Source organism: Micromonospora sp. CCTCC AA 2012012 (genome assembly GCF_040499845.1).
Taxonomy (GTDB): Bacteria; Actinomycetota; Actinomycetes; order Mycobacteriales; family Micromonosporaceae; genus Micromonospora; species Micromonospora mangrovi.
Map to the genome: position 1 here is coordinate 5,078,194 of NZ_CP159342.1, position 13,988 is coordinate 5,092,181.

The 13,988-nt window shown below is 73.7% G+C and carries 14 protein-coding genes and 3 tRNA genes; 13 read left to right on the plus strand and 4 right to left on the minus strand.

The window, feature by feature from the left end; all coding sequences use genetic code 11:
* Positions 1-5: 5 nt before the first annotated feature.
* Complete coding sequence (locus ABUL08_RS22665) at positions 6-1,490, minus strand: dihydrolipoyl dehydrogenase family protein (protein ID WP_350931981.1); 1,485 nt, start codon at positions 1,488-1,490, stop codon at positions 6-8.
* A gap of 92 nt (positions 1,491-1,582) precedes the next feature.
* Between ABUL08_RS22665 and ABUL08_RS22670 the strand changes: the two genes are divergently transcribed.
* Positions 1,583-2,683, plus strand: coding sequence for a serine hydrolase domain-containing protein (locus ABUL08_RS22670; RefSeq protein WP_350931982.1), 1,101 nt, complete (start codon positions 1,583-1,585; stop codon positions 2,681-2,683).
* 4 nt (positions 2,684-2,687) lie between these two features.
* Here ABUL08_RS22670 and ABUL08_RS22675 read toward each other — a convergent pair whose 3' ends face one another.
* On the minus strand, positions 2,688-4,010 hold the full coding sequence (locus tag ABUL08_RS22675; protein WP_350931983.1) for a cryptochrome/photolyase family protein: 1,323 nt from the start codon (positions 4,008-4,010) through the stop codon (positions 2,688-2,690).
* Positions 4,007-4,933 (minus strand): phytoene/squalene synthase family protein, encoded by a 927-nt coding sequence (locus ABUL08_RS22680; RefSeq protein WP_350931984.1) that lies wholly within the window; start codon positions 4,931-4,933, stop codon positions 4,007-4,009. The genes ABUL08_RS22675 and ABUL08_RS22680 overlap by 4 nt, the downstream gene beginning before the upstream one ends.
* A gap of 66 nt (positions 4,934-4,999) precedes the next feature.
* Between ABUL08_RS22680 and ABUL08_RS22685 the strand changes: the two genes are divergently transcribed.
* The 11 genes from ABUL08_RS22685 to ABUL08_RS22735 all read left to right on the plus strand — a co-directional run bounded on the left by ABUL08_RS22685 (position 5,000) and on the right by ABUL08_RS22735 (position 12,337).
* Positions 5,000-6,154 carry a polyprenyl synthetase family protein gene (locus tag ABUL08_RS22685; protein ID WP_350931985.1) on the plus strand — a complete coding sequence of 385 codons (1,155 nt, stop codon included), beginning with the start codon at positions 5,000-5,002 and terminating at the stop codon, positions 6,152-6,154.
* Positions 6,154-7,665, plus strand: coding sequence for a phytoene desaturase family protein (crtI, locus tag ABUL08_RS22690; RefSeq protein ID WP_350931986.1), 1,512 nt, complete (start codon positions 6,154-6,156; stop codon positions 7,663-7,665). The genes ABUL08_RS22685 and crtI overlap by 1 nt, the downstream gene beginning before the upstream one ends.
* Complete coding sequence (gene idi, locus ABUL08_RS22695; RefSeq protein ID WP_350931988.1) at positions 7,662-8,276, plus strand: isopentenyl-diphosphate Delta-isomerase; 615 nt, start codon at positions 7,662-7,664, stop codon at positions 8,274-8,276. Before crtI ends, idi begins: the two co-directional genes overlap by 4 nt.
* On the plus strand, positions 8,266-9,213 hold the full coding sequence (locus ABUL08_RS22700; protein WP_350931989.1) for a MerR family transcriptional regulator: 948 nt from the start codon (positions 8,266-8,268) through the stop codon (positions 9,211-9,213). Before idi ends, ABUL08_RS22700 begins: the two co-directional genes overlap by 11 nt.
* Before the next feature lie 76 nt (positions 9,214-9,289).
* A complete protein-coding gene (locus ABUL08_RS22705) occupies positions 9,290-10,081 on the plus strand; it encodes a polysaccharide deacetylase family protein (RefSeq protein ID WP_350931990.1) in 792 nt (263 codons plus the stop codon).
* Positions 10,082-10,236: 155 nt separating this feature from the next.
* Positions 10,237-10,309: transfer RNA gene (locus tag ABUL08_RS22710), tRNA-Glu, on the plus strand.
* Between the two features lie 32 nt (positions 10,310-10,341).
* Positions 10,342-10,415: transfer RNA gene (locus tag ABUL08_RS22715), tRNA-Asp, on the plus strand.
* A 104-nt stretch (positions 10,416-10,519) separates the two neighbouring features.
* Positions 10,520-10,593: transfer RNA gene (locus ABUL08_RS22720), tRNA-Phe, on the plus strand.
* A gap of 162 nt (positions 10,594-10,755) precedes the next feature.
* Complete coding sequence (locus ABUL08_RS22725) at positions 10,756-11,244, plus strand: SigE family RNA polymerase sigma factor (RefSeq protein WP_350931991.1); 489 nt, start codon at positions 10,756-10,758, stop codon at positions 11,242-11,244.
* Entirely contained in the window at positions 11,237-11,944 is a 708-nt protein-coding gene (locus tag ABUL08_RS22730) for a hypothetical protein (protein ID WP_350931992.1), read from the plus strand. Before ABUL08_RS22725 ends, ABUL08_RS22730 begins: the two co-directional genes overlap by 8 nt.
* Positions 11,945-12,157: 213 nt before the next feature.
* Positions 12,158-12,337: a hypothetical protein gene (locus tag ABUL08_RS22735; RefSeq protein WP_350931994.1), complete on the plus strand. Its 180-nt coding sequence runs from the start codon at positions 12,158-12,160 to the stop codon at positions 12,335-12,337.
* A gap of 10 nt (positions 12,338-12,347) precedes the next feature.
* Here the strand turns inward: ABUL08_RS22735 and ABUL08_RS22740 are convergent, their stop codons facing one another.
* Positions 12,348-13,286: a hypothetical protein gene (locus tag ABUL08_RS22740; protein ID WP_350931995.1), complete on the minus strand. Its 939-nt coding sequence runs from the start codon at positions 13,284-13,286 to the stop codon at positions 12,348-12,350.
* 184 nt (positions 13,287-13,470) lie between these two features.
* Here ABUL08_RS22740 and ABUL08_RS22745 point away from each other — a divergent pair, with 184 nt between their 5' ends.
* A complete protein-coding gene (locus ABUL08_RS22745) occupies positions 13,471-13,986 on the plus strand; it encodes an SRPBCC family protein (protein ID WP_350931996.1) in 516 nt (171 codons plus the stop codon).
* Positions 13,987-13,988: the final 2 nt, after the last annotated feature.

Genomic DNA, 13,988 nt, shown 5'->3' on the forward strand with positions numbered 1-13,988 from the left:
CCGGGTCACTTCAGCGCGCGGAGGGCGTCCTCGATGGCGCGGTGGAAGGTCGGGTACGCATAGATCATGTGCCGGAGCTGACTGATCGGGACGGCCGCGTGCACCGCCACCACCAGCGCCGACAGCACCTCGCCGCCGGCCGGCCCGGCGGAGGTGGCACCCACCAGCACGCCCTGGTCGGCGTCGGCGATCAGCTTGATGAAGCCGGCGTTGCCGGTCTTGTGGATCCAGCCCCGGCTCGACGAGGTGAGGTCCGTCCAGCCGACCTGGACGTTGATGCCGCGTTCGCGGGCCTGCTGTTCGGTGAGGCCGACCGCGCCGATCTCCGGGTCGGTGAAGGTGACCCGGGGCAGCGCCCGGTAGTCGGCGCGGGGGACGCTGCCCGGCGCGGCGGTCGACCCGCCGGCGCTCATCGCGCCGCCGACCGCGCTGGCCACGCCGGTCGCGCCGCCGACGACGCTGGCGGTGCCGCTGGCGTCGGGACCGCCCCTGGCCCGGCGACTGTGGTCGAGCACGTCGGCGACGACGATGGCCGCCTGGTACATGGCGATGTGGGTGAAGGCGCCCTCACCCGTGAGGTCACCGACCGCCCAGACGCCGTCGGTGACGTGCATCCGCTCGTCCACCGGCAGGTAGCGCTGGGCGGCGTCGACGTGCACGGTCTCCAGGCCCAGCTCGTCCAGGTGCGCCCTGCGCCCGGTCACCACCAGCAACCGGTCGCCGGTGACGTCGCCCCCGGCGGCGTGCACGGTGAACCGCTGCCCGTCGTGGCTGACCCGCTCGGCCTTCACCCCGGTGGAGATGATCACCCCGTCGGCGCGCAGCGCGGTGGCGGCCAGCTCGGACGACTCGGGCTCCTCGATCGCGAGGACCCGCTCCGCCGCCTCCACCACGGTGACCCGGACGCCGAACCGGGCGAAGACCTGCGCCAGTTCCAGCCCGATCGCCCCGCCCCCGAGGACCAGCAGCGACTCCGGCAGCTCCTCGACCTCGATCGCCTGGTGGTTGGTCCAGTACGGGGTGTCGGCGAGGCCGTCGATCGGCGGGATCGAGGGACGGGTGCCGGTGCCCAGCACGATGCCGTACCGGGCCTGGAAGACCTGGTCGCCGACGCGTACCCGGCCGGGGCCGTCGAGTCGGCCACTGCCCCGGACGAACCGGCCGCCCTTGCCGGTGAAGCGGTCCACCGCCGCCTTGTCGTCCCAGGTGTCGGTGGCCTCCTCGCGGATCCGCTTCGCCACCGGTGCCCAGTCGGGCTGGACCTGCGCCGCCCCGGCCAGCTCGTTGACCCGGCGGGCCTCGGCCAGGGCGTTCGCCGCCCGGATCATCATCTTGCTCGGGATGCAGCCCCAGTAGGGGCACTCCCCACCGACCAGGTCCCGCTCGATCCCGACGACGGTCAGGCCGGCCTCGGCGAGCCGCCCGGCCACCTCCTCGCCGCCCACGCCGAGCCCGACGACGACCACGTCCACCAACTCCGGATCTGTCACCCCGCCAGCATTCCGCACCGCCCGACGGCCGACCACCGCAGCGGCCCGGAATTTCGCGGCCGGTAATGACTGCGACCGCCTACCGTGGCCGGATGCACGCACGCTTCGCCCCGGTCCGGGACTGCTTCCGCGACCTCTTCGCCGCCGGCCGGGAGACCGGTGCCGCGTTGACCGTCCGGTACGACGGTGAGCCGGTCGTCGACCTCGTCGGCGGCACCCGCGCAGCCGTGGCACCCGGCGTGGTGGTCCCGGCGGAGGGGGCCGGCGATCCGTGGCGGCCGGAGACGCTGGTGACCGTCTTCTCGGTGGGCAAGCCGGTGGCGGCGCTCTGCCTGCTGGTGCTGGTCGATCGGGGCCGGCTCGACCTGGACGACCAGGTGTCGGCGTACTGGCCGGGGTTCCGCACCCCGGCGACGGTCCGGCAGGTGCTCGACCACACCGCCGGCCTGCCGGCGTTCCCGGTGCCCCGGCCGGCGGCGGCGCTCGCCGACTGGGACCTGCTCTGCGCCGACCTGGCCGCCGCCGAGCCCGAGTGGGTGCCGGGCTCCGTCGCGGGCGAGCACGCCTGGACGTACGGGCACCTGGTGGGCGAGCTGGTGCGCCGGGTGGACGGGCGGTCGGTGGGGCGCTTCCTGGCCGAGGAGATCGCCGGGCCGTGGCACCTCGACCTGGGCTTCGGTCTCGACGCGGTCGACCAACGGCGCTGCGCCGACCTGTCGTACGCCGATCCGGGCTGGCCGGTCCGGATGCGGGGTGAGCCGGGGTCGCTGCGGGCGCGGGTGCTGGGCAACCCGGCCGACGGCCTCGACCTGGCGGTGCTGAACGGCCCGGGCTGGCGGGGCGTCGAGGTGCCGGCGATCAACCTGCACGCCACGGCGACGGCACTGGCCCGGCTCTACGCCGGTCTGCTCGCCGGCGGCACCCTGGACGGGGTACGCCTGCTCGACCCCGACCTGGTCGCCGAGGCCACCCGGGTGCAGTACGACGGCCCGGACCTGGTGCTGGACCGGCGGGCGTACTGGACGCTGGGCATGCAGTGGGAGCCGGACGGGAGCTGGGGCATGGGTGGGATCGGGGGCAGCAGCGCCTGGGCCGACCCGGAGCGCGGCTACACCTTCGCGTACGTGACGGCCCGGCTCGACGCGCACGACCGGGTGGACGAGCTGGTCGAGGCCCTGCACTCCTGCCTCTGACGGGTCAGCGCAGCCAGACCGGGTCGGCCCCGGGGACCTCCAGCGGGGGCGGGTAGTCCAGGGTGCGGCGTACCTCGGGGGGCAGCCGCCACGGCTGGTGGATCGCCTTCCCCTCGACCGACGCCAGCTCCGGCACCCAGCGCCGCACGTACGCGCCGACGGGGTCGTACCGTTCGGCCTGGCGGACCGGGTTGAAGCCGCGGTACGGCCGGCTGTCGTTGCCGGTGCCCGCCACCCACTGCCAGTTGCCGGAGTTGTTGGCCACGTCCCCGTCGAGCAGCCACCGGGAGAAGACCTTCACCCCGGGTCGCCAGTCCAGGCGGAGCGTCTTGGTCAGGTGGCCGGCGGTGATCAGCCGGGCCCGGTTGTGCATCCAGCCCTCGGCGCGCAGCTGCCGCATCCCGGCGTCCACGATCGGCATCCCGGTACGCCCCTCGGCCCAGGCGGTCAGCGCCTCGCCGTCCTCCCGCCACTCCTCCGTGGCGCCCCGCCGGTAGGCGACTCCTGAGATCTCCGGGAACGCGTCGGTCACCTGGTAGTAGAAGTCCCGCCAGCAGAGCTGCCGGACGAAAGGGCCGTCCCGGCCGCCGGCCCGGTTCGCCACCGACAGCGGCGACAGGCAGCCGAACCGCAGGTACGGGCTGAGCCGGGAGGTCTCGTCGCCGGCCATGTCGTCGTGGATGTCGTCGTACCGCTTGAGGGTCGGCAGCCAGCCGGTCAGTCGGCGCTGCGCGACCCGTTCGCCGCCCGGCGCGGCGTCGGGCGAGTCGCCCTTCGGCGGTGCGGGCAGCCGGCCGGGGTCGATGCCGTCGGGCAGCCGGACCCGCTCCGGGGCGGCCAGCTCCTCCCGGAGCGCCACCCCCTGCCAGGCCCGGAAGTAGGGGCTGAAGACCCGGTAGTGGTCGCCGCCGGTGGGTCGCAGGGCACCCGGGTCGACGATGGTGAGGCCGGGGAAGAGGCGCAGGAAGAGCCGGTGCCGCTCGCACTCGGCGCGCAGCCGTTCCTGCCGGCGGTGGGCGTGGCGGCTGACGTCGGCGGAGAGGCCGATCCCCTCGGCGTGCACCTCGCGGGCCAGCCGGATCGTCTCGGCCACCGGGTCGCCCCGGCGGATCACCAGGTCCCCGCCGCGCTCGCGCAGCGCCTCCCGCAGCTCGGCGAGGCTCTGGTGCAGGAACCGGGTCCGGTTCGGCGACAGCGCGGTCAGCGCCGGGTCGAGCACGAAGAGCGGGACCACCCGGTCGAAGGCCGCGCAGGCGGTGGCGAGCGCCGGATGGTCGTGTACCCGCAGGTCGCGGGTGAGGAGCACGACCGCGGTGCGGTCGCTCACGAGGCCGGGAGGGAGGTCGGGGTCGGGCCCGGGACCACCACCGGCGTCCCGGCCGGGGTGAGCAGCGCCCGCGCGGCCACCGCCATCCGCCGCCGCTGGGGTACGAGGGCACGCCGCACGAAGACGTCGTGGTCCTGGGCGGCCACCTCGTCGAGGATTCCACCGTAGAGCGCGTACGCGGTGCGCATGCAGGCCTGGGAGGCGGGCGAGAGCAGGGTGATGCCCGGCGCGGCGGCGGCGTAGTGGGCCTGGGCGCGGGTCACCTCGTACTCGATCAGCTCGCGGATCCGGGGCGTGGTGCGCCCGGCGGCCTTCGCCGCGAGCAGGTCGTCGCGGGTGACGTCGAACTTGGCCAGGTCCTCGTCGGGCAGGTAGGTGCGGCCCCGGTCCAGGTCCTCGGCGACGTCCCGGATGAAGTTGGTGAGCTGGAAGGCGAAGCCGAGCTGCCGGGCCGGTTCCCGGGCGGCGGCCGGGTCGGTGCTGCCCAGGATCGGCAGCATCATGGTGCCGATGACGGCAGCCGAGCCCTCCATGTAGTCGAGCAGGTCGTCGTAGGTCGGGTACGACATGACCGTCAGGTCCATCGCCATGCTGCGCAGAAACGACGCAAAGTCGCCCCGGTCCAGGTCGAAGATGGCGATGGTGTGCAGCACGGCGGGGAGCAGCGGGTCGTCGACGGGTTCCCCGTGCAGGCCGGCGACGAAGCGGGCCGACCATTCCTCCAGCCGGGCCGCGCGCTCGGCCGGCGGCAGGTCCTCGGTGCGGTCCACGATCTCGTCGGCGTACCGGGTGAACCCGTACAGGGCGTGCACGTGCCGCCGTTTCCACGCGGGCAGCAGCCGAGTGGCGAGATAGTAGGTACGCCCGTGCCGTTTATGCAGCTCCTGGCAGCGGGCATAGGCAGCGGTGAGATCCGTGTCCACCGGCCCTCCTCGGGGATTCGACGCAGCAATCGACGCAACTCGTAACCCTAGGGTACGCTCGCCGACATGGCCAACGACGCAGTTGCGGGTAATGCGCTCCGCGTCGCGCCGGCACAGCCGGGAGCGACGGACGATCCGGTCCGCGGCGTGCTGGCCGCGTTCACCAAAGACCTGATCAAGGGGGTCGACGAGACGCTCGCGGCGTTCCTCGCCGCAGAGGTCGACTCGCTCACCGAGATCGACGCAGCGATGGGCGGATTCGCCGCAACGGCCCGGGACTGTGTGCTGGCCGGGGGTAAGCGGGTCCGACCCACCTTCGCGTACTGGGGCTGGCGGGGGGTGGTCGGCGGGGACGAGCCGCTGCCCACGGTGCTGCCGGCGCTGGCCGCCCTGGAGCTGCTGCACACCTTCGCGCTCGTGCACGACGACGTCATGGACGCCTCGGACACCCGACGCGGCCAGCCGACCGCGCACCGGGCCGCCGCCGCCCGGCACGTCGCCGCCGGTCATGCCGGCGACCCGGACCGGTTCGGCGAGGCGGTCGCCGTGCTGATCGGCGACCTCTGCATGGTCTGGGCCGACCGGCTGCTCAGCCACGCCACCGTGCCGCCGTCCCGGCTCCTCGACGTGCGGCGCTGCTATGACCAGATGCGCGTCGAAACCGTCGCCGGGCAGTACCTCGACGTCCTCGGCGAGAACGACGCGGCCAACTGGTCGGTGGACCGGGCGCTGCGGGTGGCCCGCTACAAGACCGCCAGCTACACCGTCCAGCGACCGCTGCTCTTCGGCGCCTGCCTCGCCGGTGCCGACGCGCACGCGCCGCTGACCGCCGCGTACACCCGCTACGGCCTGGCCGTGGGTGAGGCGTTCCAGCTCTGCGACGACCTGCTCGGCGTCTACGGCGACCCGGCCACCACCGGCAAGCCGGCCGGTGACGACCTGCGTACCGGCAAGCCGACCGCGCTGCTGATGCTGGCCCGGCAGCTCGCCACCCCGGCCCAACGCCGCGCGCTGGAGCGGGCCGGCACGGTCACCGGGGCCCGCGAGGTGGCCCGGCTGGCCGACGTGGTCGCCGACACCGGCGCGGTCGCCCGGGTCGAACGGATGATCTCCGACCGGGTGACCGAGGCGCTGACCGCGCTCGACACCGCGTCGATCGACGAGACCGCGCGCACCGCGCTGACGGGCCTCGCCACCGCCGCCACCAAACGGCGGGCATGATGGGCAACTTTGTGAGGGAGGTGGTCGGAGTGCGGACCGTGAACGGACGTACCGACCAGGTGGTCGTCGTCGGTGCCGGCCTGGGCGGGTTGGCCTGTGCGCTGCACCTGGCCGGCAGTGGTCGGCAGGTGACCGTGCTGGAACGCGAGGCGGTGCCCGGCGGCCGGGCCGGTCGGCTCAGCGTCGACGGGTACGAGTTCGACACCGGACCGACCGTGCTGACCATGCCGGACCTGATCGCCGAGGCGCTCGGCGCGGTCGGTGAGGAGCTGCGCGACTGGCTCGACCTGACCCCGCTCGACCCCGCCTACCGGGCCTACTACCCGGACGGCTCGACGCTGGACGTCATCACCGACACCACCCGGATGGCGGCCGAGATCTCCCGCGTCTGCGGTCCCCGGGAGGCCGACGGCTACCTGCGCTTCGTCGACTACGCCCGCAAGCTCTGGCAGCTCGAGCGGACCGACTTCATCGAGCGCAACCTCGACGCCCCCACCGACCTGCTCACCGGCAACCTGGTGCAGCTCATGGCGAGCGGGGCGTTCCGGCGGCTCCAGACGAAGATCAACCAGTTCTTCTCCGACCCGCGTACCCAGCGGATCTTCTCCTTCCAGGCGATGTACGCGGGCCTCTCACCGCACGACGCGCTGGCCATCTACGCGGTCATCGCGTACCTCGACTCGGTGGCCGGGGTGTCCTTCCCGCGCGGCGGCATCCACGCGGTCTCCCGGGGGATGGCCGGCGCGGCGGAGAAGCACGGCGTGCAGATCCGCTACGGCACCACCGTGAGCCGGGTGGAGACCGCCCACGGCCGGGCGACCGGCGTGGTCACCTCGGACGGCGAGTTCGTCCCGGCCGACGTGGTGGTGCTCAACCCGGACCTGCCGGTCGCCTACCGCGACCTGCTCCCGCCGACCCGGGCCCGCAAGCTCACCTACTCGCCCTCCTGCGTGGTGCTGCACGTCGGCTCGAAGCAGGGCTATGAGAAGATCGCCCACCACAACATCCACTTCGGACGGTCCTGGAAGGGCACGTTCGACGAGGTGATCCGGCGAGGGGAGCTGATGACCGACCCGTCGCTGCTGGTCACCAACCCGAGCCGCACCGACCCGGCGGTGGCCCCAGCCGGCCGGCACACCTACTACGTGCTCGCCCCGGTGCCCAACCTGCACCGGGCGCCGTTCGACTGGCGCGGCGACCTGAGCCGCCGCTACGCCGACCAGCTCATCGACACTCTCGAAGAGCGGGGCTACGTCGGCTTCGGCGACGGCGTCGAGGTGCTCCGCACGGTCACCCCGGCCGAGTGGGAGGAGCAGGGCATGGCCGCGGGCACCCCGTTCGCGTCCGCGCACAGCCTCTTCCAGACCGGCCCGTTCCGGCCGTCGAACCTGCACCGCACCCTCTCCAACGTGGTCTTCGTCGGCTCCGGCACCCAGCCCGGCGTGGGCGTGCCGATGGTGCTCATCTCCGGCAAGCTGGCCGCCAACCGCATCACCGGGGCCGGACGATGACCACCTCCCGCGAGGAGCACCTGGTCGAGCTGGTCGACGACGGTGGGCGGCCGCAGGGTGCGACCACCGTGGCCGCCGCCCACCAGCCGCCGGGCCGGCTGCACCGGGCCTTCTCGGTGCTCCTGGTCGACCCGGACGGCCGGGTGCTGCTCCAGCGCCGGGCCGCGACCAAGACCCGCTTCCCGCTGCGCTGGGCGAACGCCTGCTGCGGCCACCCCCAGCCCGGCGAGTCGCTGGTCGAGGCCGCCAACCGCCGGCTCGGCGAGGAGCTCGGCGCCGAGCCGGTCAGCCTCACCGAGGTCGGGGTGTACGTCTACTACGCCGAGGACCCGGCCACCGGCCGCGTCGAGTTCGAGTACGACCACGTGCTCCGCGCCGACGTGCCGGCCGACCTGCGTACCCTGCCGGACCCCGACGAGGTGGCCGAGCTGCGCTGGGTCGACCCCGTGGAGCTGGAGGCCGACCTCGACGTCGACCCCCGCACGTACGCCCCCTGGCTGGGTGGAGTGGTGAACCGGTTGCTCCGTCCCGCAGCGGGCACCCCTGGCACGGCCGCGGTCCCGTCCGGGGCACCGGCCGACGAGGTGTCGGAGCGGTCGGGTGGCCGATGAGGCGCTGAGCGCGGGGGCCGTGGCGCGCCGACTGGGCGTCGCGGTCACCACGCTGCGCACCTGGCACCAGCGGTACGGGCTCGGTCCCAGTGAGCACGTACCGGGACACCACCGGCGCTACACGCCGGCCGACCTCGCCCGCCTGGAGATCATGCGGCGACTCACCGCCGAGGGGGTCACGCCGGCCGAGGCGGCCCGCTGGGCCCGACAGGCCCCGGCCGGGAACACCGTGGAGCTGGCCCGGATGACGACCCGTCCCGGGCTGACCCGGGACGGCGGCGGCCTGACCATCCCGGTGGGCCGGGCCGGCCCCGTCGCCCGAGGACTGGCCCGGGCCGCCATGCGACTGGACTCGGCAGCGATCGGCGAGACCATCTCCCACGCCCTCGCCACCGACGGGGTGGTCGCCACCTGGGACGGACTGCTGCGCCCGGTGCTCGCCGGGATCGGTGAGCGGCACGCCGCCACCACCGGCCTGATCGACGTGGAGCACCTGATGTCCCGGTGCGTCTCCGAGGCCTTCGCCGCGGTCGCCCGCGCCCACACGCCCGTCGGACCGCCGCGCGTCCTGCTGTCCTGTGCGGACGAGGAACAGCACAGCCTGCCGCTGGAGGCGCTGGCCGCCGCGCTGGCCGAGGCCGGCGTGAGCTATCGGATGCTCGGTGCCCGGGTGCCGGTGGCGGCCCTGGTCGAGGCGGTCACCCGGACCGGTCCGGCCGCCGTGGTGGTCTGGTCGCACACCCGGGCCACCGCCGACCCGGGGCAGCTCTCCGCCCTGCTCGCCATCCCGCGCCGGCCACTGCTGGTGCTCGCCGCAGGCCCCGGCTGGCGGGCCGACACGCTGCCCGCCGGCGTGGTGCGTCCGGTCGACCTGGGCGAGGCGGTGTCGCTGGCGGTGGCCGTCCGCGACTCACTGGATCAGTCGACAACGGACTGACCGCCTCTGCCGGAAGGGAAGATCATGAACTAGCGTCGGGGATGTCCGCCTTCCCCGACCCCTTCCGGGAGCGACGATGCGTTCACGCGCCGTACTGGCGTACGCCCTCGGCCTGGTGCTGCTCCTCACCGGGTGCGGCGATCCCGCCCGCAACCCGTCCCAGGCCGGCGGCCCGTCACCGGCGGCCGCGGCTCCACCGGTGTCGAAGCCGACGCCCAGCCCGCGACCCACCCGCACCAGCACACCGAAACCGCCGCTGCGGCCGCTGCCCAGCACCCTTCCGGTGGGCCTGGACCGGTCCTCCGGTGACCGGTCGGTGGCCCTCACCTTCGACGACGGGCCGGACCCCCGTTGGACGCCCCAACTGCTCGACCAGCTCCGGGCGGCCCACGTCACCGCGACGTTCTGCCTGATCGGCCGGCAGGTCCAGCGCCACCCGGAACTGGTGGCCCGGATCGTCCGGGAGGGTCACCAGCTCTGCAACCACAGCTGGCGGCACGACCTCAACCTGGGTCGGCGGCCGGTCGCCGACATCAGGGCCGACCTGCTCCGCACCAACCGGGCGATCCACGCGGCCGTCCCGAACGCCAAGGTCTCCTGGTTCCGGCAGCCGGGCGGTCGGTGGACGCCCGAGGAGGTGGAGGTCGCCCGCCAGCTCGGCATGCGCTCGCTGCACTGGAGCGTCGACCCGCGGGACTGGGACAAGCCCACCAGCCAGACGATCACCACCCGGGTGGAGCACGCCGTGAAGCCCGGTGCGGTCGTGCTGATGCACGACGGAGGCGGCGATCGGCGGCCCACCCTGACCGCCTGCCGGCACCTGATCCCCGACCTGAAACGCCGGTACGGGATCTCCCGCCTCCACTGACACCCGCCCTGACCTGCTGTTTTGCTCCCCGATGTGCCCCGCGCCATACCGGTTTGGTCGGCAGGCCAGCCATCACGTATGCTTTCCAAGCCTCCGGCGGGGCCGGATGGGAGCAAGTCCGCTTGAAGTTGCGAGTGTGCAATGATGGCGGGGCCGCCCTCATCGTCTAGCGGCCCAGGACGCCGCCCTTTCAAGGCGGTAGCACGGGTTCGAATCCCGTTGGGGGCACGGTCCGACCTCGGTCGGATGCAACAGAGCAAGGTCCTGTGGAGCAGTTGGAGTGCTCGCCGCCCTGTCAAGGCGGAGGTCGCGGGTTCAAGTCCCGTCAGGACCGCAAGCGCTGGCGCCGCGCGAATTCTGCGCGGCGTTCTGCGTATCGGAGCGTGTGGGCCTTCCGGCGGCAGTGCCGTCCGTTGGGTAGCATGAGCCGAGCACCACGGCCAGGTAGCTCAGTTGGTACGAGCGTCCGACTGAAAATCGGAAGGTCGGCGGTTCGACCCCGCCCCTGGCCACATAGCCTTTCGCCGGGCTACAGGAGCGCCGATCAGCGGAAACGCCGGTCGGCGCTCTGCTTTGTGCCCCAGGTTCTGCCCGATCTGCCCCTCGCCGGCCTCGACGTCCCACTCTGACCGGCAGGCCGCAACGTTCTGAACCGGCCCTGCGTGTAGTGGTCGATGACAGACTTCGACGACTTTTACGCGGCGTACTACGCCGACCTCACCGTGCAGTTGTACGCCTACTCGGGTGATCGGCATGAGGCGCAGGACGTCGTCCAGGAGGCGTTCTGTCGGGCGCTCGCCCGGTGGCGGCAGGTCTCCCGCTATGACGACCCCGCCGCCTGGGTCCGTCGGGTCGCCTGGAATCTCGCGACCAGCCGTTGGCGACGGATCCGCGTGATGCGGGCTTTCCACAGTCGCCAACGCGGTGAGCCGGTCATCGAGGGGCCGGAGCCTGATCGCATCGCGCTCATCGGGGCTCTGGCCTCGCTACCGGCCGCGCAGCGGCGGGCGATGGTGCTGCGCTACCTCGCCGACCTTCCGGTCGCCGAGATCGCCGATCGCGAGGGAGTGCCCGAAGGCACCGTCAAGTCCTGGCTGCACCGGGGCCGTGTCGCGCTCGCCGCCCAGCTCGGTCCCGCATACACGGAGGAAACTCATGCCTGAGGAACTGACCGAAGAGCAGACCCGGGCGGCCTTTGCCCTCCTACGCGCCGAATCGCTGACGCACATCCGCACCCCGGGAACCGCCGAGGCGCTGCGGACGGTACGGCGTCGCCGCCGCGCCGGCATCGCCACGGCCGCCGCCGGTGTAGCGCTCGCCCTGGCCGGCAGCGCCGGGGTGGCGAGCCTGGTCGGCGGCGACCGGTCCGCGCCACCCCCGGTGTCGTCGACTCCGTCGACGTCCCCGCCGCCGCTGTCCACCGCCCAGCTCGACGCCCTGGCGTCCGAAGCGGGCACCGCGCTCGGGATCAATTCCATCGACAACAGGAAGCGCAGAAGCGAGGGCAAGGGGCCGATCCTCATGTCCAGCTCCGGGCCCATCCTGCGCGGCGGCCCTTCAAACATCAGCGGCACGGGCTACAACGAGAACAAGACCGGCGTGTACGTGTTGGAGATCCTCTGTGTCGGCGAAGGGGCGCTCCGAGCGCGCTTCTGGGGTGAGCCCGCAATGTCCGGCGCGCGGGAGAGCCGGCCCACACCCTCGCCCGATTCGCCCGATGTGCGGGTGCCCTGCGGCGACCACCCCACACCGGTCACGGCCAGTGTGCGTGCGCCCTGGCCGGCAAGGGTCTATGTCTCGGTCGAAGCCGATCCGACAGCTGTCGGGCGGGCCGCCTACGCCCGCCTCGTCCGGGTGCCGTAAGACGGCGGCGAGCGGCAGGACGCCCCTACGGCAGCGCGGTGAGGGGCGTGTCACATCCTGGCCTGGACCCCGCCACGTCGGCTCCGGCACCCGCACCGACGCCCACGCCCGTCAAGGAGCGGCGTGCGACGCGCCGGCCGTCCAGCCCGGTGCTCCGAGGTCCGACGGCGTCCCGGCCGACCAGGGGGGCGTACCCGCCGACGGGGCGGGGCCGTGCTGGCCGCGGTGGCGCTGTTGGTGGGCGCGTCGCTGACCGCGCACGCCGCCGGGATCCGCGACAACCTGCTCTGGACGCCCCGGGACGCGGCCAGCACCGTCGCCCTGGCACCGGTCGCCAGGCTGCTCCTGCTCACCCGTACGCCGTGGTGGCGGGGCGGCAGCCCGGCGCGCTGAGCGCGGACGGCTAGCGCTTCGGGCGTTGCTGGCGGCTCTGACCCATGCCGCCCTGGATCGCCTCCCAGACGCTCCGGCCGGCCTGGCGCAGGCTCTCCCCGGCCTGCCCGGCCATCTGGGCCGCCCCCGAGGTTCCCGGCCGGGTGGCCCCCGGTCCGCCGGTCGGCTTCCCGGTCCCGGCGCCACCCGACGGCCGCTCGGGTCCGCCCGCCGCGGCGCCGACCTCCGGCCCACCGGCCGGTTCCGTACCGGACTCCCCGGCAGCGCCGGGATCCGCCGGCTCACCGGGGCCGGCCGCCGCCTCGCCGGACGTACCCGGGCCGGCCGCCTCTCCAGGACCGCGCGCACCGGCCGGTTCCTCGGGAGCGCCCGGGCCGGCGGCCGGCTGCTCGGACGGGCCGGTCGGCGGTTCAGGGGGTCGGGGCCCGGCGGGTGGAGTGGCGATCGGTGGTGACGGCTCACCGACCCGCTCCCGCAGGGTCTGGTCGGCGACCGCGCCGACCGTCCCCACCTGCTGACCGGCCTGTTCCGTCACCGGCACACCAGTGAGCTGCTGGGCGGCCCGGTTGACGTCGTCGACGCTCACCGTCGCCGTACGCGCCAGGGCGTCGATGACATTCGGGTTCCGGTCGATCGTGGTCAGCGCCCGGTCCAGGATCTGGACCAGCTTCTCCAGCCGCACCTTCAGCAGCGCCTCGGCGCTGACCCCGGTGACGTCCAGCTCCACGCCCTCCAGGTGTACCCGGACACCGGCGTCGATCTGGAGCAGGTTCGCCAACCGGGCGCGCAGTGACAGGTCCGCGTCGAGGCCGTCGACCGCCAGTCGGATCTGGTCGACCGTCAGCTCCGGGATGTCGAGCAGCACGTCCGGCTCGGTCGCCCCGCCCTGGTGGGCGAGCCGCTCACTGGTCGGGTCCGGTTCCCGTTCGGTCGCTCCGCTCTCGCTCATGCTCCCCACTCCAAGCTGGCCCGGGTCGCCGGGCCCGGATCAGCCGCGGTTACCCCCTTTCCCCCGCCGCATCCGTCCCGGGGACGGCCGCCGGTGCCGGTGTCCGGAAAACGGTCACCGCGTGTCCGGAAGCGGCCACCCGGGAAGCTGCGCACCCGGGCATCAGCCGGTATGGTCCGGGCCTATGGGACAGGAGATCGCCGATCCGGATGAGGTCCACCAGGATGTCGCCCGGTTCTCCCTCCGCAGCAGCCTCCTCGCCCCAGCCACCGCCGAGCGCGCCTTCGCGGTCTTCACCGGCTGCCTGACCGACTGGTGGGTACGCGAATACACCTGGTCCGGGCCGGAGGCGCTGGCCGAGCTGGGCATCGAGCCGCGCGCCGGCGGGATGCTCTACGAGATCGGCCCGTACGGCTTCCGGGGCGACTGGGGTCGGGTGCTGACCTGGGATCCGCCCCGCCGGTTGGTGTTCACCTGGCAGATCGGTCCGGACCGGGTGCCGGTGCCGGATCCGGCGCGGGCCAGCGAGGTGGAGGTGCTCTTCCACCCGGAGGGGCCGGAGAGCACGAGGGTCGAGGTCGAGCACCGGCACTTCGACCGGCACGGCGAGGCCGCCGAGGGCTACCGGGAGGCGCTCACCGCCGGCTGGCAGGAGCTGCTCTGCCGCTATCTGGCCACGGTCGCCCGCTCGGCCGACTGAGG

Bases quoted from the DNA above. Each gene is read 5' to 3' on its own strand.
- ABUL08_RS22670 (WP_350931982.1), top strand. From the start codon at position 1,583: ATGCACGCACGCTTCGCCCCGGTCCGGGACTGCTTCCGCGACCTCTTC.
- ABUL08_RS22685 (WP_350931985.1), top strand. From the start codon at position 5,000: ATGGCCAACGACGCAGTTGCGGGTAATGCGCTCCGCGTCGCGCCGGCA.
- crtI (WP_350931986.1), top strand. From the start codon at position 6,154: ATGGGCAACTTTGTGAGGGAGGTGGTCGGAGTGCGGACCGTGAACGGA.
- idi (WP_350931988.1), top strand. From the start codon at position 7,662: ATGACCACCTCCCGCGAGGAGCACCTGGTCGAGCTGGTCGACGACGGT.
- ABUL08_RS22705 (WP_350931990.1), top strand. From the start codon at position 9,290: ATGCGTTCACGCGCCGTACTGGCGTACGCCCTCGGCCTGGTGCTGCTC.
- ABUL08_RS22725 (WP_350931991.1), top strand. From the start codon at position 10,756: ATGACAGACTTCGACGACTTTTACGCGGCGTACTACGCCGACCTCACC.
- ABUL08_RS22730 (WP_350931992.1), top strand. From the start codon at position 11,237: ATGCCTGAGGAACTGACCGAAGAGCAGACCCGGGCGGCCTTTGCCCTC.
- ABUL08_RS22740 (WP_350931995.1), bottom strand. From the start codon at position 13,286: ATGAGCGAGAGCGGAGCGACCGAACGGGAACCGGACCCGACCAGTGAG.
- ABUL08_RS22745 (WP_350931996.1), top strand. From the start codon at position 13,471: ATGGGACAGGAGATCGCCGATCCGGATGAGGTCCACCAGGATGTCGCC.